This is a genomic window from Chryseobacterium sp. KBW03, from assembly GCF_003852415.1.
In the GTDB taxonomy this organism is placed as follows: domain Bacteria; phylum Bacteroidota; class Bacteroidia; order Flavobacteriales; family Weeksellaceae; genus Chryseobacterium; species Chryseobacterium viscerum.
Genome location: NZ_QAJO01000003.1, coordinates 723465 through 744969, shown reverse-complemented (window position 1 = coordinate 744969; position 21505 = coordinate 723465). Strand labels below are relative to the sequence as shown.

The 21505-nt window shown below is 35.6% G+C and carries 22 protein-coding genes; all 22 read left to right on the top strand.

The genetic code is table 11. The annotated features are described in order from the left end of the window. The first annotated feature begins 2 nt into the window (after positions 1 to 2). The 22 genes from DBR39_RS07310 to DBR39_RS07205 all read left to right on the top strand — a co-directional run bounded on the left by DBR39_RS07310 (position 3) and on the right by DBR39_RS07205 (position 21492). Entirely contained in the window at positions 3 to 359 is a 357-nt protein-coding gene (locus DBR39_RS07310) for an FtsB family cell division protein (protein WP_103234308.1), read from the top strand. 124 nt (positions 360 to 483) lie between these two features. Beyond that, complete coding sequence (locus tag DBR39_RS07305; RefSeq protein ID WP_124531812.1) at positions 484 to 1647, top strand: methylmalonyl-CoA mutase family protein; 1164 nt, start codon at positions 484 to 486, stop codon at positions 1645 to 1647. 15 nt (positions 1648 to 1662) lie between these two features. After that, the gene (locus tag DBR39_RS07300) at positions 1663 to 2112 is read left to right on the top strand and encodes a hypothetical protein (RefSeq protein ID WP_124531810.1); all 450 of its coding nucleotides are present in this window, start codon (positions 1663 to 1665) and stop codon (positions 2110 to 2112) included. A gap of 9 nt (positions 2113 to 2121) precedes the next feature. Beyond that, a complete protein-coding gene (locus DBR39_RS07295; RefSeq protein ID WP_124531808.1) occupies positions 2122 to 2562 on the top strand; it encodes a DinB family protein in 441 nt (146 codons plus the stop codon). A 42-nt stretch (positions 2563 to 2604) separates the two neighbouring features. After that, positions 2605 to 3750 carry a class I SAM-dependent methyltransferase gene (locus tag DBR39_RS07290; protein WP_124531806.1) on the top strand — a complete coding sequence of 382 codons (1146 nt, stop codon included), beginning with the start codon at positions 2605 to 2607 and terminating at the stop codon, positions 3748 to 3750. A 139-nt stretch (positions 3751 to 3889) separates the two neighbouring features. Next, positions 3890 to 4168 (top strand): hypothetical protein, encoded by a 279-nt coding sequence (locus DBR39_RS07285; RefSeq protein WP_103235351.1) that lies wholly within the window; start codon positions 3890 to 3892, stop codon positions 4166 to 4168. 157 nt (positions 4169 to 4325) lie between these two features. Further along, entirely contained in the window at positions 4326 to 5705 is a 1380-nt protein-coding gene (locus DBR39_RS07280; RefSeq protein WP_124531804.1) for a dipeptidase, read from the top strand. A 209-nt stretch (positions 5706 to 5914) separates the two neighbouring features. Beyond that, a complete protein-coding gene (locus DBR39_RS07275; protein ID WP_124531802.1) occupies positions 5915 to 6835 on the top strand; it encodes a T9SS type A sorting domain-containing protein in 921 nt (306 codons plus the stop codon). A gap of 210 nt (positions 6836 to 7045) precedes the next feature. Beyond that, positions 7046 to 7969, top strand: a complete 924-nt coding sequence (locus tag DBR39_RS07270; protein WP_124531800.1) for a T9SS type A sorting domain-containing protein — start codon at positions 7046 to 7048, stop codon at positions 7967 to 7969. Positions 7970 to 8049: 80 nt separating this feature from the next. Continuing rightward, the gene (locus DBR39_RS07265; RefSeq protein WP_121487973.1) at positions 8050 to 8757 is read left to right on the top strand and encodes an SDR family oxidoreductase; all 708 of its coding nucleotides are present in this window, start codon (positions 8050 to 8052) and stop codon (positions 8755 to 8757) included. A 149-nt stretch (positions 8758 to 8906) separates the two neighbouring features. Continuing rightward, positions 8907 to 9653: an electron transfer flavoprotein subunit beta/FixA family protein gene (locus DBR39_RS07260; protein WP_103232816.1), complete on the top strand. Its 747-nt coding sequence runs from the start codon at positions 8907 to 8909 to the stop codon at positions 9651 to 9653. Between the two features lie 49 nt (positions 9654 to 9702). After that, positions 9703 to 10650 (top strand): electron transfer flavoprotein subunit alpha/FixB family protein, encoded by a 948-nt coding sequence (locus DBR39_RS07255; RefSeq protein ID WP_124531798.1) that lies wholly within the window; start codon positions 9703 to 9705, stop codon positions 10648 to 10650. Between the two features lie 180 nt (positions 10651 to 10830). After that, complete coding sequence (locus tag DBR39_RS07250) at positions 10831 to 11430, top strand: bifunctional nuclease family protein (RefSeq protein WP_103232814.1); 600 nt, start codon at positions 10831 to 10833, stop codon at positions 11428 to 11430. Positions 11431 to 11452: 22 nt separating this feature from the next. Continuing rightward, entirely contained in the window at positions 11453 to 12835 is a 1383-nt protein-coding gene (locus DBR39_RS07245; RefSeq protein ID WP_124531796.1) for a nucleoside permease, read from the top strand. A gap of 114 nt (positions 12836 to 12949) precedes the next feature. Next, positions 12950 to 13501, top strand: a complete 552-nt coding sequence (locus tag DBR39_RS07240) for an RNA polymerase sigma factor (RefSeq protein WP_124531794.1) — start codon at positions 12950 to 12952, stop codon at positions 13499 to 13501. Beyond that, a complete protein-coding gene (locus tag DBR39_RS07235; protein ID WP_124531792.1) occupies positions 13467 to 14174 on the top strand; it encodes a hypothetical protein in 708 nt (235 codons plus the stop codon). The genes DBR39_RS07240 and DBR39_RS07235 overlap by 35 nt, the downstream gene beginning before the upstream one ends. A gap of 77 nt (positions 14175 to 14251) precedes the next feature. Further along, entirely contained in the window at positions 14252 to 15346 is a 1095-nt protein-coding gene (locus DBR39_RS07230) for a hypothetical protein (RefSeq protein WP_124531790.1), read from the top strand. 149 nt (positions 15347 to 15495) lie between these two features. After that, the gene (locus tag DBR39_RS07225; protein ID WP_124531788.1) at positions 15496 to 15900 is read left to right on the top strand and encodes a hypothetical protein; all 405 of its coding nucleotides are present in this window, start codon (positions 15496 to 15498) and stop codon (positions 15898 to 15900) included. 2 nt (positions 15901 to 15902) lie between these two features. After that, complete coding sequence (locus DBR39_RS07220; RefSeq protein ID WP_124531786.1) at positions 15903 to 16313, top strand: hypothetical protein; 411 nt, start codon at positions 15903 to 15905, stop codon at positions 16311 to 16313. A 59-nt stretch (positions 16314 to 16372) separates the two neighbouring features. Continuing rightward, entirely contained in the window at positions 16373 to 17551 is a 1179-nt protein-coding gene (locus tag DBR39_RS07215) for an acetyl-CoA C-acyltransferase (protein ID WP_103232807.1), read from the top strand. A 106-nt stretch (positions 17552 to 17657) separates the two neighbouring features. Beyond that, entirely contained in the window at positions 17658 to 19148 is a 1491-nt protein-coding gene (locus DBR39_RS07210) for an MFS transporter (protein WP_124531784.1), read from the top strand. A 181-nt stretch (positions 19149 to 19329) separates the two neighbouring features. Then, positions 19330 to 21492, top strand: coding sequence for a M12 family metallo-peptidase (locus DBR39_RS07205; protein WP_228447785.1), 2163 nt, complete (start codon positions 19330 to 19332; stop codon positions 21490 to 21492). Positions 21493 to 21505 lie beyond the last annotated feature (13 nt).

The window sequence follows — 21505 nt, the reverse complement described above, 5'->3', positions numbered from 1 at the left end:
AAATGGAAGAAAACAACCTTATCAAAGACATTCAGCCGAAATCTGAAACATTCAAACTTATCCAGAAATATGTTTTGAATAAGTATACCATTACGATCTGTCTGTTTTTGGTATGGATGGTTTTTTTCGATAAAACCTCATTTCTTGTTATTAACGAACTGAATGGTGAGATTCACAAGTATGAAGAGCAGCTGGATTATTATAAAAAAGAATATGATAAGAACGATGCTTTTTATAAAAAACTGATGAACAACAAGTCAGAGAAAGAAAAATACGCAAGAGAAAATTATTTTATGAAGAAACCAAATGAAGAAATCTTCATTTTGGTGGTAGACAGCACAAAGGTGCCTAAAAAATAATAGAAGTCGAATAAAATAGGTCAATGGTGAATAGTCAATTCGCTTTGCTTGTCAATTTTCAATTCAATGGAAATTCACTTGTGGAGCCAACTTCATCATAGACAATTCATAAAAAATAAAACTAATGTCAAATACAGATATCCTTTCAAACTGGGAGAGTTTAGTCAAAAAACAACTTAAAACAGAGGACATTTATCCCATTTTAGAAAAACAGAATCTAGAAGGAATAGAGGTGAAGCCTTTTTATACAGAAGTTCAGAAACCTTTGGTAAACCTGCCTAGAGTTGAGGAAAGTACCCATTTGGTAGCAAGATACCATGAAAGTTTGGAAGATGAAGTATTTGCATTTATGTTGGATCAGAACGTAGAAAATCTTGATCAGAAAGCTATTTTTGTCAATAATAAAGACCTTGCAGGACACATCAGTCCCAAAGAGGAGGACCAATATTTTTCTTTGATCGATGTTTTTAATGAAAAAGAAGGAAACATTGATGATCAGCTGGCAAAAGAATTACTGGCAAAAGACTTTAAAAGAAATATTTGTGTAGATATTTCACTGCACCAGAATGCCGGAGCGGCTATTTATCAGCAGCTGGGTATTGCTTTAGCCAAAGCTAAGGAACTGGTGGAAGTATATGGAGCAGAAATTTTAAATAAACTGATCTTCAGGATAGCAGTGGGTGGCAGTTATTTCTTTGAAATGGCAAAACTGAGAGCTTTTAAAATAATTTTCAACCAACTTTCCAAGGAATACGGGATGGATGAAATCCCTTACATCTTTGCAGAAACTTCGCAGAGAAATAAAGCCATTGCTGATAATGAAAATAACCTTATCCGTTCTACCTTAGAGCTTGCTTCGGCAATGATAGGAGGAGCAGATGCTGTTTTTACCAATAACTACCTTGTAGCGAGAAGTACTGATAACTCAGAGGAGATTTCTTTCAAGCAACAGATTGTGCTGGCTTATGAAAGTATTATCAATGTATTTGAAGATGCCTCTAACGGAAGTTATTATATCGAAGACATTACTCAGCAGATTGCAGAAAAGTCATGGGCGCTATTCATTGAAATCGAAGAAGCAGGAGGATATCTTGAACTTATAAAGCAAGGAGTTGTACAGAAAAAGATCTATGATCATGCTGTTGAAGAGCAGCAATGGATTGAGGAAGTGAAAATAAAGCTGATAGGAGTGAATTTATACCCTAAATTAGACGTTAAAAAGTCTATTGCAGATCTTTACAACGAAAAGGAGATAAAAGCGGTACGTTGGGCTGAAATGTTTGAATAAAACATTAATCATACTATGAAAAAAAGTTTTCTAATTTTCCTTTTATTGTTTTTTGGATTATGTTTTTCTCAAACGGAGAAAAATTTATACGGAAAATGGATTGGAACAGATGCTGGTAGTAACGGATCATTTACTTTTTTTTCCGATGGTTTTGTAAAAGTAGAACTTGATGGACTGAATATTGACGGTAGAAATCATGTAATTCCTGACGGACCCAATAAAGGTAAAGTTGCCCATGTAAAATATACTACGGATTTTTCAAAAAAAGTTGTTAAATTTAATTTGATTGCATCATACAATGATTTCAATAATAAACTTGAAGAAAGCAAGTTTTTAAGTGGACTTATTAAATTTGTTAATGAGAATGAATTTCTATTATTCTTAGACTTTGAAAATAAAAACCCGACAGATATTGATCCTGCGTCCCCAAATGTGTTGACGTTGTATAAAGATAAAAACTTATAGTTTTTAGTAATGAAAGAAAAACTGATTGATTTATTTGAATACACCTATCATTTCAACCGTGAAGTGATTAAAGTTATTTCTGAAAATAAAGAAGCTTTGGATGAGAAGATAATAAGTCTCATTAATCATACAATAAATGCACAGCAGATCTGGAATGCAAGAATATTGGGCGAAATAACTTTTGAAGTCTGGCAGATCAATCTTTTTGAATCTCTTGATGAAATCAATCATGGGAACTTTCTTAAAAGCATTGATATTATAAATAATCTTGATCTCGAGAAAAGAATAGAATATCAGAATTCAAGAGGGACAAAGTTCGATAACAGTATTTTTGAAATGCTTTTTCATGCGGTCAATCACTCTACTTATCACAGAGGACAGATCAATTCTTTGTTGAAGCAGAATGGTATAACCCCGCTATTGACCGATTATATTTTTTATAAAAGATAATTTTTAGCATGCTATCCATCATTTACAATCTGGGAAAAATCTGTGGTTAAAATACTCAACAAAGACGTTCAACATTATATCAATGCAAATCTGAATACAGATTTACATGCATTATTACTGAAAAAATCTCCATTTCCAGAAGTTTCTATGCAGGAAATTGTACAGCAGATCAAAGGAAAACAGGTAGCAGAAAGAAAATTTCCTTTTCTTTTGAAAGAAGGCATTATTTTTCCGCCACAGTTGAATCTTGAACAGGCTTCATCAGAAAAAACAGCCCTGTACAAATCCGGAATTTTAAAAGGAAGGAAATTCATTGATCTGACAAGCGGTTTTGGTATAGATGCTTATTATCTTTCTCAAAATTTTGATGATATTACTCTGGTAGAGCAAAATACGGAGCTTTTAGAGATTGTTGAAAATAACTGGAGTACTTTGGGCCGTCAGGCGAGATTTATCAACCGTAAACTGGAAGACTTCCTGAACGAGAATCAGGAACATTTCGACGTTATTTACCTTGATCCGGCCAGAAGAGACCAGCATAAAAATAAAGTTTTTCTTTTGGAAGACTTGTCTCCTGATATTCTTGAAATTCAGAAAAAGTTACTTTCTATCTCCAATCAGGTGGTGATTAAGCTCTCTCCGCTTATTGATCTTAAATATCTTGTTTCAGTGTTACCTGATATTTCAAGGATTGAGATCATTGCTCTGAAAAATGATGTAAAGGAAGTCGTTGTTTTCTTATCTAATGAAAATAAGGATGGAATTATATGCAACTGTGTGAACCTTGAGAGTGGTGAATCTGCTTTTACCTTTACATTTGGAGAAGAGGAAACTGCAGAATCGGAGTATTCGGAACCTGAAAAGTACATTTATATTCCCAATAACGCTATTTTGAAGGCGGGTGTCTTTAATTTGATTTCAGAAAAATTCGGATTGAAAAAGCTTCACCCCAACAGCCATTTTTATACTTCCAACGAAAAAAAAGAGGGATTTCCAGGGAGGTTTTTTGAGATTGAATCAATTGATTCAAAGCAGATTAAGAAGAAAAGTCAGTTCAATATCATTTCAAAAAACTACCCTTTAAAACCTGAAGAAATCAAAAAGAAATACGGGTTGAAAGACGGAGGCGAACACTACCTTATTTTTACACAATCCAAAAAAGGGAAAATTATTTTAAAATCAGTATAAAAATGTTGCTGAAAAATATAGGATTTCTTAATTTTGGGCAATCAAAAATATAAGCATGAAATCGCCCGCTGTTTAAATAACCGGAACAGACTACAATAAGGCGGTTTTATATGACTTTTAAAAAAAATAAATTTTGCATATGAAAAAATTGATTATATGTTTAGCTATTGCAACTGTAGCTGTAAGCTGTAAAAAAGTATCTGCTGGTGGGAATAAGAACACTCTAAAACTAGAAGAAGGAGTAGAAAGATATTCTGATGACGCACAGGGAGGAGAAGCTCACGGACACGGTCATGAGGCTGCTGCCGCCGCTGAAGGACACAAAGAAGAAGCTGCAAAACCTGAGGCTCACAAAACAGACAGTACTGCTGCTGCAAAACCTGCTGAAGCAGAAAAAGCTCCTAAAGCTGAACACTAATTAGTCGTATAAGATATACAAGTGCCCTGTTTCTGCAGGGCATTTTTTTATGAAAAAGATGGCTATAGGGCTCATTAGCATAAGGTTCAGAAAATACTGCCTTTTTGCTTGGTCCTGCCAGGCATTTTTTTTAATTTTAACAAAATAAAATTTTACAATGCAAGAGACATTAAATTACATTAACGAAAACAAACAGCGTTTCGTGGATGAATTATTTGAGTTATTGAGAATTCCTTCTATTTCTGCAGATCCTGCGTATAAAGATGACGTTTTGAAATGTGCAGATGTAGTGGCAGCATACCTTAAAGATGCAGGCGCTGACAATGTTGAAATTTGCCAGACAAAAGGGTATCCAATTGTTTTCGGAGAAAAGATTTTAGATAAAAGCTTACCTACAGTATTGGTATATGGACATTATGATGTTCAGCCGGCTGATCCATTGGAACTATGGACAAAACCACCTTTTGAGCCTTATATTGAGAAAACTGACCTTCACCCTGAAGGAGCAATTTTTGCCAGAGGTTCAGCTGATGACAAAGGACAGTTCTTTATGCATTTGAAGGCTTTCGAAGCTATGATGAAAACTAATGCTCTTCCTTGTAATGTTAAATTTATCCTGGAAGGAGAAGAAGAAGTAGGATCTGTAAGCTTAGGAGAATGGGTGAATGAAAATAAAGAGAAATTAGCTTGCGACTGCATTTTAATTTCCGATACTCATATTTACAGCAACGAACAGCCAACTGTTACCACAGGATTAAGAGGTTTAAGTTATGTAGAAGTAGAAGTGGAAGGTCCGAACAGAGATCTGCACTCAGGTCTTTACGGAGGAGCCGTTCCAAACCCTATTCACGTTCTTTCAAGAATGATCGCTAATCTGATTGATGAAAATGGTCATATTACCATTGATGGGTTCTATGATAATGTAGATACGGTTTCAGATGCGGAAAGAGCTGAAATGAACAAATTGAAAGATAATCCGGAGGAATTCAAAAAATCAATCGGATTAAGCAATATTGAAGGGGAGAAAGGATATACAACCTTAGAAAGAACGTCTATTCGTCCTACTTTAGACTGCAACGGAATCTGGGGTGGTTACACAGGAGAAGGAGCGAAGACGGTAATTCCTTCAAAAGCATTTGCTAAAATTTCTATGCGTTTGGTGCCTTACCAGACTCCTCAGGAGATCACAGAGAAATTCACGAAATATTTCGAAAAAATTGCTCCGGATACAGTAAAAATTAAAGTAACGCCTCACCACGGAGGAATGCCTTACGTTTTACCAACGGATACTAAAGAATTTGCTGCGGCAAAACAAGCTATGGAATCTGCATTTGGAAAAGAAGTTCTTCCTTACAGAGGAGGAGGAAGCATTCCGATTACAGCCATGTTTGAGCAGGTTTTAGGAGCTAAATCTGTATTGATGGGATTTGGGTTGGATTCTGATGCGATCCACTCTCCAAACGAGCATTATGGATTATTTAATTTCTATAAAGGAATTGAAAGTATTCCATTGTTTTTTGAAAATTATTCAAAGTAATTCAATAAAAATAAAATATGGTAAGGCGTTTCTGCAAAGAAATGCCTTATTTTTTTTGCTTTTTTGAATCAGATAATAGACTTTTAAGTAGCTTTTTTCAGGAATTTGAAAATTAAATCCCTGAAAACAAAACGGTTAATTTTTATTTGCAATAAGTTATTTCACCATTCGTGGAAAGTTTATATTTTTAATACAAAACTTGATTTACCATGAAAAAATACTACTCAATTGCATTTATGATTTGTTCAATGTGCATTTTCGCCCAACAAACTGTATCTTTTGAATCTAATGAAGGATTCAGTGTTGGAAATATCAACGGACAGGCAGGATGGATCAGTACCCCTACAGGAGGAATGCCGGAAAATGTGACCAATCAGATCATCACCATAGATAAAGCCAGTGATGGAAGCAGTTCTCTGAGAATCGTCAAAGAAAATGTCTACGGAACCCAGTCTGATCCCATCATCGGAGGCTTTTATAATTTATCTGCACCTCTTGCCTTCAATAACTTTTCGGTATCATTTGATATTAATATCTCACAGCTTAACGGTTCTGATTTTGGTTTTCAGGGTGTGAGCAATATTGATGATCAGTATGTTGTAAGATTGGATTTTGATAAAATAGGATTGATGAAAATTCTGAATACTGTGTCTGGCATACAGGATTTGATTTCTATCCCTTCAAGCTGGCTGCCTAATACCTGGTACAGATTTAAGATTGTAGGAACTGCCACGGATGTCAGGTATTACGTTAATGATATTTTAATTTATACAGGATCGCCTGCTGCTTCGCTCAATATCAACCAACTGCGTTTTGTACACAATAATGCATTAGGATCTGCTTATATTGATAATATTAAAGTGAACAGTGAACTGCAGGTAATGGGGGTTAAAGATTCTAAGATAAATGCTAAAGAAATATCTCTTTATCCTAATCCTGCAACTGATTTTATACAGATCAATTCTGTCCGCAAAGTGAAAAGTGTAGAGATGTATGACGCTTCCGCAAGGCTTGTGAAGACTGAAATAACCAACAACACAATAGATGTAAGAGGCTTATCAGCAGGCACATATTTCGTAAATATAAAAACAGAAGGAAGAAATTTTACAGAAAAAGTGATTATTAAGTAAATTATTTTATTGATCTGAAAATAGGTCTGTTTTTTAGTGTATTGTTTGATTTACAGATGGTTTTTGGGAAATATGACTTTTCTACAGGTTTAATATCTTTATTTGTTTTGGTTAAAATATATTATGTTAATTTCATATAAAGTGTAAAATATTAACTTATTTGGCTTTTTTAATTAAAAAATATATATTTGCTCAAAACAAAAAAATATCATGAAGAAGCTTTACATTTTCGCAATTTCGTTGATTTCAATATCATCTTTTGCTCAACAGACTATTTCTTTTGAAGCCAGTGAGGGATTTACAGCAGGTAATATTAATGGGCAGCAGGGTTGGACATCAACCAGTGATGGGGAAGTACCGCCGACATATATAACAAGCCAGTTGGTATCCACTGAAATGGCAACTCAGGGTTCAAGTAGTTTTAAAATAACACCAGATCCTCTTTTTGGTCCACAGCAGGGCCCTGTAATAGGTGGTTTTTATACCTTTACTGCACCATTAACGTATAATAGCTTTACACAATCATTTGATGTAAGACTTACCCAAAAAAATACATCAACTTCAGATTTTGTATTCAGAACAGTGAATACGGCAGGAGCAGGAAGTATTGTTACCTATATCAATTTTTCTTTTAATGGGAAAATTTTAATTGTGACTGCAGGTTCAGGGACTTTAGTAGATACCACTCAGACCTGGAATGCGAATACCTGGTACAGAGTTAAAGTGGTTTCGACAGCTACCGGAATCCAGTATTACCTGAATGATACTCTTATCTATACAGGACAGCCTTATAGTAACAGTAATATTAACAGGATGGATTTTGTACACGATAATTATGGAGGTTCTGCCTATATCGATAATATCAAAATCAATAATGAAGCATCATTATCTACAAAAGATGCGGTTAAAAATGATGTGAAACTATCCATTTATCCAAACCCGGCAACTGAATTTATAAAAATCACAACTCCTAACAAGATAAGACATGTTGAAGTATATGACATGTCAGGAAAAAGAGTAGATATAACATTGAATGGTGACCAGGTAAATGTAAGAAACTTATCTTCCGGAGCCTATTTACTGAATGTAGAAACAGACGGAAGAAACTTTACAGAGAAATTCATTAAAAAATAATTCCTGATAAATCTTAGTATCAGCAAAACGCTCCAATTGGAGCGTTTTTGTTATTTTAGAGAATTAAAATTTTGAAGCATATGTCAGAAAATAAAACAGCTTATATAACAGGAGGAACCAAGGGTATTGGTTTCGGGATTGCTAAAATTTTACTTGAAAATGGGATCTCAGTAGCATTTTCAGGAAGAAAAAGAGAAGATGTCATGAAGGCAGAAGAAGAGCTTAAACAATATTCAGAAAATGTTTTGGGAATTGTTTCAGATGTAAGAAGCCTGGAAAGCGAGCAGGAAGCCGTAAAATATACAGTAGAAAAATTCGGAAGACTGGATTATATCATTGCGAATGCAGGATTGGGTATTTTTAAACCCGTAGATGAACTGACTGCAGAAGAATGGAATGATATGATAGAAACCAACCTTACCGGTGTTTTTTATACCTTAAAAGCCTCTGTAGAAGAATTAAAAAAGACTGAGGGTTATTATATCACCATTTCAAGTCTGGCGGGTGCCAACTTCTTTGAAAACGGAACCGGCTACAATGCTTCGAAATTCGGAGTGGTAGGTTTCACACAGGCAGCCATGATCGATTTAAGAAAATACAATATTAAGTCTACGGTGATTATGCCGGGTTCTGTAGCCACTCATTTTAATGGAAATATTCCGTCAGAAAAAGACAATTGGAAGATTCAGCCTGAAGATATGGGGAATCTCATATTGGACATTTTAAAGATGAATCCACGAGTTTTGCCAAGTAAAATAGAGTTTAGGGCAACAAAACCAGCTAAGTAACTACATCTAATGTATTGAATAATAATTTAATAAGTATTATGCATGCATAATATATTTTTTATTTATATTAGCAAAAATTAATTCAAACAAAATCTCTGCATAAACTGTCATGATTTTATGCATTAAAGGGAAAAAATAAAATAGTACACATGAAAATATTAGTTTGTATTAGTAGTGTTCCGGATACTACTTCCAAAATTAACTTTACAGCAGATAAGTCTGCTTTCGACAAAAACGGAATTCAGTGGGTAATCAATCCGTTAGATGAATTTGCGTTGACAAAAGCGGTTAAACTTCAGGAATCTCAGGGAGCAACAGTAACAGTAATCAACGTAGGGGATGCTGCTACAGAACCTGTGATCAGAAAAGCTTTAGCAATTGGTGCTAATGATGCTGTAAGAGTAAATCTTGATCCAAAAGATAGCTATTCTACAGCAAAAGAAATTGCAGCTGTAGCTCAAAATGGAGGATATGACCTTATCCTTTGTGGAAAAGAATCAATCGATTATAACGGAGGTTCTGTTCCTGGAATGGTGGCTCAGCTATTGAACCAGCCTTTCGTAAACGCTTCAGTAGGATTAGACGTAAACGGAAGCGAAGCTACTGCAGTAAGAGAAATTGAAGGAGGAAAAGAAACTATTTCTGTAAAATTACCAGCAATCATTGCAGGTCAGAAAGGATTGGTAGATGAAAAAGACCTTATCATCCCGAATATGAGAGGAATTATGTCTGCAAGAACAAAACCTCTACAAGTAGTAGAGCCTACTTCTTCAGAGGTAAAAGTTCAGGGAGTATCTTATGACAGTGTGCCTGCAAGAGCAGCTGTGAAAATGGTTTCTCCTGACAATCTGGATGAATTGGTAAGATTACTTCACGAGGAAGCTAAAGTAATCTAATCATTGCTTCTTTAAATTTTTCAGTCTTTTAATTTTTAAATTTAAAAAAATGGCAGTATTCGTATACGCAGAAAATATAAACGGAGTTTACAAAAAAGCAGCTTTCGAAGCAGTTTCTTACGCTAAAGCTGTTGCTAACAAAGCAGGAGATACCGTTACGGCAATCTCTGTAAACCCAACAGATTCTTCAGATTTATTATATAAATATGGAGCATCAAACGTTATCAATATCAAAGACGAAGGTCTTAAAAATTTCTCAGCAAAAGCATTCGCACAGGCTGTAAATGAAGTGTTAGACGGAAATATCATCGTTTTCCCTCATACAACCGATGCTTCTTCAATCGCTCCAATGCTTGCTGTAATGAAGAATTATTCTTTAATCACTAACGTGTTAGAAGCTCCAGAAAGCCTTTCACCTTTCCAGGTAAAGAGAAGAGCATTCTCTGGAAAAGGATTCATGCATGCAAAAGCTGAAGGAAACGGAGTAATCGTTACGGTTTCTCAAAACGCTTTCGGTGTTAAAGAAAATGCAGTATCAGGTTCAGAAGAAGTGAAAAACTTATCAGTAGCCAATGAGGATACTAAAGTGATTTCTCACGAGCAGAGTTCAGGTAAATTAGACCTTAAAGAAGCTGAAATTGTTGTTTCTGCTGGTAGAGGATTGAAAGGACCTGAAAACTGGGGAATGATCGAAGATTTAGCAAACGTTTTAGGAGCTGCTACAGCATGTTCTAAGCCAGTTTCTGATATCGGATGGAGACCTCACACAGAGCACGTAGGACAAACAGGTAAAGCGATTTCACCGAATCTTTACATCGCTGTAGGGATTTCAGGGGCAATTCAGCACCTTGCTGGGGTAAACTCTTCAAAAACGATTGTAGTAATCAATAGCGATGCTGAAGCACCATTCTTCAAATCTGCTGATTACGGAGTAGTAGGAGATGCTTTCCAGATTATTCCTGCATTAACAGAGAAAATTAAAGCAATAAAAGGATAAGAGTCAATTGTAAATAGTCAGCCCGCTTTGCGTGTCAATTTTTAATGATTCACCTGTAAAGTAATTCATTATTGACCATTTACAATTCTTTACTATACCAATAAAAGCTCGGCTTTCCGGGCTTTTATTTTTGCGTAAAAAAGTGAAATCACAATAAAAAATTAATCTATATTTGTAGCTATGGATTATAAGCAGCTAATTATTCGCGGAATATCGTACAGCCAGACGCAATCGGGGGCTTACGCATTGTTATTGGAGCATGAAGAAACACACATAAAATTACCTGTTGTTATAGGAAATTTCGAAGCCCAATCCATCTCTTTAGGATTGGAAAAAGACATCCATCCGCCGCGTCCTCTTACTCATGATTTATTTACAAAATTTATAGTTTCTGCCAATTATGAATTGGTGTCTGTTGTTATTTATCAGATTGTAGACGGAGTATTCTTTTCAAATATCAACTTTAAGAATAAAGCAAACGAAGAAGAATTAATCCTTGATGCCAGAACCTCTGATGCAGTGGCAATGGCTGTAAGATTTGATGCACCTATATTTACCACTCAGCAGGTCCTGAATGAGGCCGGGATTTTATTGGAACTGGAAGATGTTTCAAAAGAAGAACAACCTTTCTCAGAAACTGTACAGACAGAAGATAACTTAACATCTCTTTCTATGGAAGAACTTCAGAAATTATTAGAAGATGCCGTGAAAGAAGAAGATTATGATACTGCCCTTGAAATTCAGGAAGAAATCAAGAGGAGGAAAAAGAAAATTGATTAAAGAGATACTTTTTATATAAATTATGAATTTAAAATTACGACTGACCATCCTCAGTTTTCTCCAGTTTTTTGTTTGGGGAGCATGGCTGATTACGATGGCAAACTTTTGGTTTGGCACAAAACATTGGGAAGGAACTCAGTTTGGAGCTGTTTTCGGAACAATGGGAATTGCTTCCATCTTTATGCCTACCATTACTGGGATTATCGCTGACCGCTGGATCAATGCGGAACGCATATTTTCAGTATTACACATTCTGTATGGGGTTACTCTTTTCATATTACCTCATTCCACAGATCCGAATTCTTTCTTTTCGGTAATGCTTCTGGCGATGTGTTTTTATATGCCTACGATAGCACTTGCCAACTCAATTTCTTATACAATCCTGAAAAATAATAATCTGGATGTCGTAAAAGATTTCCCACCCATTCGTGTATGGGGAACTATTGGTTTTATTGTTGCCATGTGGATTACAAACCTTAGTGGAAACAAAGCTACAGAAGGACAATTTTATATTGGAGGGGCAATCGCGATATTCTTAGGAATTTATGCTCTTACATTACCAAAATGTCCGCCGCAAAAGCTTATTGATAAAAATTCGCCATTATCCGAACAATTAGGATTGAATGCATTCAAGCTTTTTGGGAACTATAAAATGGCATTGTTCTTTTTGTTTTCAATGCTTTTGGGAGCTGCACTGCAGCTTACCAATGCATACGGAGACGTTTTCTTAAGTGAATTTGCTCATTTTCCAAAATATGCAGATTCGTTTGTAGTACAGAGATCTACCATTATCATGTCAATTTCCCAGGTTTCAGAAACCTTGTTTATTTTGGCAATTCCTTTCTTTCTGAAGAAATTCGGAATCAAAAAAGTAATGCTGATGTCAATGCTGGCATGGGTTCTAAGATTCGGATTCTTTGCGTACGGTGTTCCGGACGGGTTAGGGCTTTCACTGATCATTCTTTCATGTATTGTATACGGAATGGCTTTTGATTTCTTTAATATCTCAGGATCACTTTTCGTAGAAACAACGACTGATAAAAAAATACGTTCTTCAGCTCAAGGGTTATTTATGATGATGACCAATGGTTTTGGAGCTGTTTTTGGAAGTTATATTGCAGGATGGGCAATAGATAGGTTCTTTACACACAAGTTTACGACAGCTTCAGATCTGTCTACTTATCTGGAAACGACCCCTGATAATCCTACTTTCCTGGAAATTCTGAAAAATAGTTTCAATGCTGCTGTTAACTCAGACGGAACCCTTTCTTCTGTAGTGATGGTAAAAGACTGGCAGCAGATATGGCTTTCTTTCGCAATCTATTCATTAGTATTGGCAATATTCTTTGCTTTATTGTTTAAACATAAACATAACCCGGAAGATGTTTCATCTGTTAAACATTAATTTTAACTAACATTTATTAAGATATTAAATTGCATTTTTGAAAAAAAATGCAATTTTTTTTATTTTCAGGCAACCTTTTACAAAATATGCTGTCTTATAGATAGAAACAGATCCATGAAGAACATCGAAGAGAATTTTTTATTGGCTAAAAAACAGGACCGGAGAGGGCAGAAAGCTCTTTACGAGATGTTTTCTCCCAAAATGCTGGCCATTGCAAATTCTTATGTCAATAATCTTCATGATGCGGAAGATATCCTGCTGAATGCCTTTATGAAATGCTTTACCAAGCTTGATGAATGCAGAGACTGGAAAAGCTTTCCGTTCTGGCTTAGAAAAATTATTGTGAATGATTCTATCTCTTTCCTCCGGAAAAACAAAAATATCCTCTATGCTGATGTGGAAATCGCAGATGATTATAGTGAAGATGATGATGAATATCCGGAAGAACTCAATATTGAAGAAATATTTTCTCAGATGCCGGTAGGATATAGACTGATTTTTAACCTCTATGTCTTTGAAGAAAAAAAGCACAGTGAGATTGCTGAAATTCTCAATATTTCTGAAGGAACTAGCAAAAGCCAGTTGAGCAAAGCAAAAAAATGGCTTGCTGAATTTTTAAAAGCAAAAGAAAATGAAAAAAGAACTCCTGAAACAGTTAAGATCTGATTACGAAAAGCTTGAAATAAAGCCTTCTGCGGATCTTTGGAGCATATTGGAGCAAATGGACCTGGAAATAGAAAAGAGTCCTGCTATGAGCCCTAAAAAGGCTTTCCGGTGGTGGAAATATGCTGCAGTATTGATTCTGTTGTTTTCAGTAGGGGTATTGCTTTATTTTAACGAAAATCATCCTGTCAACACCATCCATTCAACAGCTCATACAAAACCGGCAAAAAAGAACATTGAAAAACTTTTTTCACAAAATCCGGATATTCATGTAGCGGAGAACATAAAAACGGAAAACAATACGAGTCAGAAAAGGGTAGAAGAGAATGTAAGCCTTCCTCAAGCTTATCAACAGGAAGAAATTGTACAGAAAGAAAGATTCAGCAGCAAAGAAGAACAGATTATTGTTTCTGATTATGAGATCAAAGCTCCTGTATTGGACAGAAATATTGATCTTTTGCCCGGTAAAGCTTCTTTAGCAGAAAAGAAAAAAACGGAATACATCAATGCTGATGAACTTCTGCAGGGGAGGGAATTTCAAAAAAAACGGGAAGAAAATAAAACCGACATCAGAAAATTCGGAACTCTGGATATGACGAAAATTAAGGTTAAAAGTCCAAACTCGCTTAAGGTCTTTGGAGTAACAGTCTTTTCTGATTCACTGGAAAGTAAATAAACAATCATTTTTTATCTTAAAAAAACTGCCCCGAAACAGGGACAGAGATCGGATATTGTCTTAAAATTAATAGAAATATGAAAACAAAACTAATATTGATGGGTGCTGTTATGGCTTTTAGCTATGGGCTTGCTCAGGAATCTCCTGAGAATAACCTCAGTATCTATTCCAAAAAAATTGACAGTATTGTCATGACTGAAAAAGGTAAAATGAGCATCGAGCTGGATCAGATTGACAAGAGTTTCAAAGCAAATAAAATCACATCCGATGAAAAACAAAAGCAACGTAATGTAGTAGCTTCAAAATATGAGCAGATTATTAATGAAAAAATAGATTCCCAGAAACAGGATCTTGAGACGGCTACCAAAGAACTGGTGAAAGATGCCGTTTTTAAATCTGATGATACCTTAAAGAACAGAAAAGATCAATTCTGGCTGGGACTGAATGGACTTAATATGAAACTCAACGAGAAGAAAAAAAGAAACAATCCCAAAAACTATTTGCAAACATTTGAGCTTTCTGCAAGTATGGGAGGAGCGGGATTAACCTCAAAGAATGAACCTTTTGGCTTTTACAACAAGAATTCCGATATTAAAAACAGTGTTATAAATTCCTGGCAGCTGACCCTTTGGTATGGCAATCAGATAGGAAGTTACACCAGCCCTTTTTTCTACCGTTTCGGATTGGGAGTGAGATCAGACCAGCTTACGCCAAAGTATGGGCAGGCATTTAAACAGGATAAATACAATATATTCGTTGGCGATTTTGACCGTGGAAATCTTAAAAAAAGTATTCTTTACAATACCTATATCACTGTTCCTGTAGATCTTAAATTTGTTTTAAATCCTAAATATAAAGAATATGAAGGAATAAAATACCTGGATAACAACCAAAACCAGTTATCTCTTATTCTGGGCTTTTATGGAGGCTTTAAAGTAGGAAGCATAAATTATTCTAAGTATTCCAATGAATTTTCCGATAGAATTGTTGAAAGAGAAAAAGTGATGCATGGGGTAAATGATTTTGTTTTCGGAGGGAAAATCGGGATCAGTTATGCAGGGTTCAATCTGTTTATTCAGAAAGACTTTACTCCTGCTTTCAATGACAATGCTTTGCTGAAGAAAAAATATGGACTTCAGATCGGAATAGAAATAGCAAATGTTAATTTTTAATTTATCAATAAATGAATTATTTTTTTAATTAATAGATAAAAATAGTAAGTTTTTTTTATGACTAACGAACGTTTGTACAAGGAAATCCTATTTTTAAAACACACTATTTAAAAGTGTGTTTTTTTTTGTATTTTGGCACTTTAGTAAATATGAAAAATATTCAGTTATTAGGATTACTATTAGTGATTATAGGCAGTTTTTTACCTTTGGTACATGTACCTATCATTGGGAACTGGAACTATTGGAAACTCGATCATTATCTGGCTATTGCATGCTGGATCTTTGCCGCGTGTGCTGTTTTTGGAATTGTCAATAACAGTGCAAAAATCGTAAGGTTTTTTGGTATTCTGCTGATCCTTTTATTCGCATTTACCTTATTCGCTGTGAAGATGCAGTCTTTACAATACTTCAGCTTTTTACCTTTCAAATCCTGGCAGGAAACCTTTGCAGGAGTTGTCAAATTGAAATGGGGTTGGGCTGTAGAATTTTTAGGTGCTTTTCTAATGGTTTTTGCAGGAGGAAATAAAAAAGTAAATAACCGCACACAAATATAAAAATGAAGTTCTTAAAGATATTTTCAGCAGGAGTTTTGTTGATGAGTGCCACACAGATTTATGCTCAGTCAACAGACCAGAAAAAACCGGATAATCCGGCTAAATGTACCAATATAAAAGAAGGTAAATTTGTAAGACCCAATTACCCGGAAGCAATATGGTATATGACCATTAAAGACAATGTTCAGACCGAATATTTCAATAATGGAAAAGACTTTATCAAATCAACACTGGTTTTTGTGGATGATTGCAACTACAAAGCAATCGTTATGGAGAAATCTGATAAAAATGATCCCGCACAAATTGGCGATGTCTTCAATAATAAAATAGTAGCGACTCAAGATAATCTTTTGAAAGTCAATACTAAAATTGAAGAAACGCAATTCGATGTGGTCTATGTAAAAGTAAAATAAATTCAAATTATAAAAATGGGGCGCTTGTTCCGTTTTAGCTAAAAATAAAAATTATATACATGAAAGAAGTATTCATCGTTTCCGCAGTAAGAACACCTATGGGAAGTTTTATGGGAAGCTTATCAACAGTTCCGGCTACAAAACTGGGAGCAGCTGCTGTAAAAGGAGCATTAGATAAAATCGGTTTAGATCCTAATGCTGTTCAGGAAATCTATATGGGAAATGTTCTTCAGGCAGGAGCAGGCCAGGCGCCGGCTCGTCAGGTAGCTTTAGGAGCAGGTCTTTCAATCAATACACCTTCTACTACAGTCAATAAAGTTTGTGCTTCAGGAATGAAGGCTGTAACAATGGCTGCTCAGGCAATCAAAGCTGGAGATGCAGAAGTAATTGTTGCAGGAGGTATGGAAAACATGTCTTTAGTTCCTCACTATTATAATGCAAGAGTCGCTACCAAATTAGGCGATATCAAAATGCTTGATGGGATGGTGCTTGACGGTCTTACAGACGTATACAACAAAGTACATATGGGAGTTTGCGCAGAAAAATGTGCAGTAGACTATAATATCACAAGAGAAGATCAGGATAACTTCGCTGTAGAATCTTACAAAAGATCAGCAAAAGCTTGGAGCGAAGGTAAATTCAACGAAGAAATTGTACCGGTTTCTATTCCTCAAAGAAAAGGAGAGCCTGTAATCTTTGCTGAAGATGAAGAGTACAAAGCCGTAAACTTCGACAGAATTTCAACACTTCCAACAGTATTCAAAAAAGAAGAAGGTACCGTAACAGCAGCTAATGCGTCTACTTTAAATGACGGAGCTTCTGCATTGATCCTTGTTTCAAAAGAAAAAATGGAAGAATTAGGATTAAAGCCTCTGGCAAAAATCGTTTCTTATGCTGATGCAGCTCACGAGCCTGAAAACTTTACAACTGCTCCGGCGAAAGCATTACCTATCGCTCTTAAAAAAGCAGGATTAGAGGTTTCAGATATCGATTTCTTCGAATTCAATGAAGCTTTCTCAGTAGTAGGATTGGCAAACAATAAAATCTTAGGATTAGATGCTGCTAAAGTAAACGTAAACGGAGGAGCGGTAGCTTTGGGACACCCACTGGGAAGCTCAGGTTCAAGAATCATCGTTACATTGATCAACGTATTGAAGCAAAATAATGCAAAATACGGTGCTGCAGCTATCTGTAATGGCGGTGGCGGAGCTTCTGCTATCGTGATTGAGAACATATAATATTCTGTTTTATAATATATTACCATTAAGGAATCGATAATTTTTTTAAAAACTTATCCATTTCTTAATGGTTTTTCTATTTTTGTGCTACTAATATTTATTTGAAATGTCTGAAACTGAGAATCGACACCCTAAAAACATAAAGAATAATCCGAAGATTATGAAAGCCTGGGCCGTATATGACTGGGCAAACTCCGTTTATTCCCTTGTTATTACCTCTACTATTTTTCCGATCTATTATTCTATCCTTACCACGGCTTACGAGAAGAAAGAGTATATCGCGGAAACAAAATCATGGATTGATGTTCCCGTAAGGCATATGATCAAAATTTTTGGAAAAGAATATCAGCCGGATGCGGTATATGGATATTCGCTTACCATATCTTTCTTTGTTGTTGTATTATTGTCACCATTTTTATCTTCTTTAGCAGATACGATCGGAAACAAAAAATCTTTCCTGCAGTTCTTCTGTTATCTGGGAGCAACATCATGTATGGGATTGGCCATGTTTACAGGGATGCATAATGTATTTCTGGGGCTCTTATTCAGTATTACAGCCAGTGTCGGATTCTGGGGAAGTTTGGTGTTTTATAACTCGTTCCTTCCTGATATTGCCACACCGGACAGGCAGGATGCACTTTCTGCAAAAGGATATGTTTACGGATATATTGGTTCTGTAGTGTTAGTCGTACTCTGTTTGGTTCTTATTCAGGTTTTTGCGAAAGGAGCTGCTCAGCAGTTATTATTTACACGAATAAGTTTCCTGCTGACAGGTGCCTGGTGGTTCGGGTTCTCCCAATATACATTCAAACATCTTCCTCAATTTGGAGATGTGAAAGATAAACTGCCTAAAGATCTTGTATTGCTGAATTATAAAAACATCTTCAAAAAGCATGAAGAGCAGGGAGGTTTTTTTGAGGTATTTAAAGACAATCTGAGCTTCTATAAAGATATTGCAAAAGAAAGTTTCCATGAGCTGTTTAAAGTAGGGGGAGAACTTTTCAAAGATAAAAACCTGAAATTCTTCCTGTCAAGTTTCTTCTTTTACAGTGTAGGAATGCAGACGATTTTCCTTATGGCAACCTTATTTGGAAAGAGTGAGATCAACCTGGCTCAGGATAAACTCATCGGAACCCTTTTGGTGATCCAGATTGAAGCGATCATTGGAGCCGTTATTTTCTCAAGATTATCCAAAAGAATTGGTAACAAAAATGTTATTTCAATTGCGATCATACTATGGATTGTAGCTTGTCTCTGGGCTTTTTTCCTGAACAAAGAAAATCCAACCGTAGAATACCAGTTTTATGGAGTAGCTGCAGTAGTAGGTTTGGTCATGGGTGGGCTTCAGGCGATGTCCAGATCCACGTATTCAAAACTGCTTCCGGAAAACTCGATGGAAAATACAACGTACTTCAGTTTCTATGACGTATTGGAGAAAATTGCCATTATCATCGGAACATTCATCTTTGCAACATTGATTGAACATTTCAACAATATGCGTATCGCAGCATTGTCAATGACCATATTCTTCGCTGCAGGATTAGTATTAATCAGATTCCTGAAAGTCAAAATGAGGACAGACAGAGAAACTTTATAGAAAAATTAAAAGACGTTATTTTTAACGTCTTTTTTTTATTTTAACGAATAAAAAACACTCATACAGCTATTTGATTTAATTTATTTATATAGTTGTTACAAATGTTAGAATGCAGCAATAATTTTTCACTATATGTTGATATTTTTTGTTTATTTGTAAAAACGATAAAATTATCAAAATAATGAGAAAGATTCTATTAATTTGTTTTTTACAATGTTTTGCGCTGGGTTTTTCTCAGAAATTAAAACCTTTTGCCCAAAAAGTTTTGGAATATCATAATTCTAAAACTGAACTTGCAAGCTATAATTTATTTGAAGAGAATAAAGCGACTGATAAGCTGGCTGAGTACAAACGCGCTGCAACAGACATTACAGTGATGTCTCTGAAGGCTGCTGAATTGAAAAGATTAATCAAAGAAAAACCTGACTTTCTTGAAATCTCTTTCCCCTTTGATGGAGGCAGACAGATTACTATTGAAATGTACAGGCATCAGATCTTAACTAACGATTTTAAAGTCGTTACAGACAAAGGCAAAACAGTAGAGTATACACCAGGAGTTTATTATCAGGGAATTGTAAAAGGAGATAATGCTTCTATTGTAGCTTTTAGTTTTTTTAATAATGATATTGTAGGAGTTGCTTCTACACCCGAATTGGGAAATATAGTGGTAGGAAAAGCTAAAAATTCTGAAGATTTTGTAAGCTACTCAGATTCTAAATTAACAGGTTCTAACCCATTTGCCTGTGAGGTAGACGGAATGAAAGAAAACAAGACCCAAAGACCTGTTTTTAATCCTAACAATACCAGTAAGAAAAAAACGGATAATTGTGTAAGAATATACTATGAAGCAGGCTTTGGTCCTTATACTCAAAACGGAAGCAATACTACCACTACCACTGACTGGGTGACTGCTATGCATAATAATATTTCAACATTGTATGCCAATGAGAATATTAATGTCGCTTTGAGCGGAGTTTTTGTTTGGACAACTACTGATCCTTATACAGGGTCACCAAGTGCAATTCTGAGCCAATTTAGAACCACCAGAACTACTTTTAATGGAGATGTAGCACAGTTATTAAGAAACCCTGCTACAACAAGTATTGCTTATGTTAATTCATTATGTACCAATTATAAGTATTCTTATTGTGGTGTAAACTTCACCTATCAGAATGTTCCTACGTATTCTTGGAATATAGAGGCGATGACCCATGAACTTGGCCATAATTTAGGTTCACCACATACTCATGCCTGCTTTTGGAACGGAAATAATACGGCTATTGATGGATGTGGACCCGCATCAGGAAATAATGAAGGATGTAATGCTGCCCTTCCTGCTGCCGGCGGAGGAACTATTATGAGTTACTGCCATTTGGTAAGCAGTGTAGGGATTAATTTCGCTAATGGTTTTGGTGTGCAGCCAGGAACATTGATCAAAAACACTGTAGATTCAAAAGGATGCCTTGGAACTAATTGTACAGCATCATGTCCTGCATCGATCACGAATTTTAATATTAACAATATCACACAGACCTCTGCAGGGGCTGCTTTTACAGATGCTGCCTCAACGACATGGAAGTATAAATTAGCGACAACTAGCGGAACGGTAATATCTGCTGGAAATGCAAATACACCGTCCTTTAATTTTACAAATCTTCAGCCAGCTACTTATTACAGACTAAGTGTAGGGACAGATTGCAGTGGCCCTAATGCCTTCCAGCTATCACAGCTATTTTTGACTGATGGAGCATGGTGTGATGGAACTCAGTTTACAGATACAGGAGGGTTATCAGGTCAATATAAAGATAATGAAGAATTGGTAAAAACATTTTATCCTACTTCCGGTTCCTCTATGACCATGACATTTACTACATTCGATCTTGAACAGGGTTATGATTTTATGTATGTGTACAATGGGCCTTCTACCGCTTCACCATTATTTACCAATGGGAATAATCTGAGTGGAAGTACAGCTCCCGGTCCATTTACATCAACAGATCCTTCAGGGGCAATAACGGTAAGATTTATTTCAGATGGAGGTGTTACGGGAAATGGCTGGAATGTGAATTTCTCCTGCAATGTCTTGGCAGTAGAAGACGTCAATATAAAAAATAATGCAATAAATATTTATCCGAATCCTGCCAAAAATATGATAACCCTCTCTTCAAAAGAAAGACTAAAGTGGTATAAAATTTATGATGAATCGGGAAGACTGGTCATTTCTGATTCTTCTTTAAAAGGAAATAAACAGGAAGTAGATCTTTCCTCAATTCAGACAGGAAACTATGTGATCACCATAGAAACAGAGAAGCAGACCATCAACAAAAAGTTAATCAAAGAATAATTTCCAAATAAAT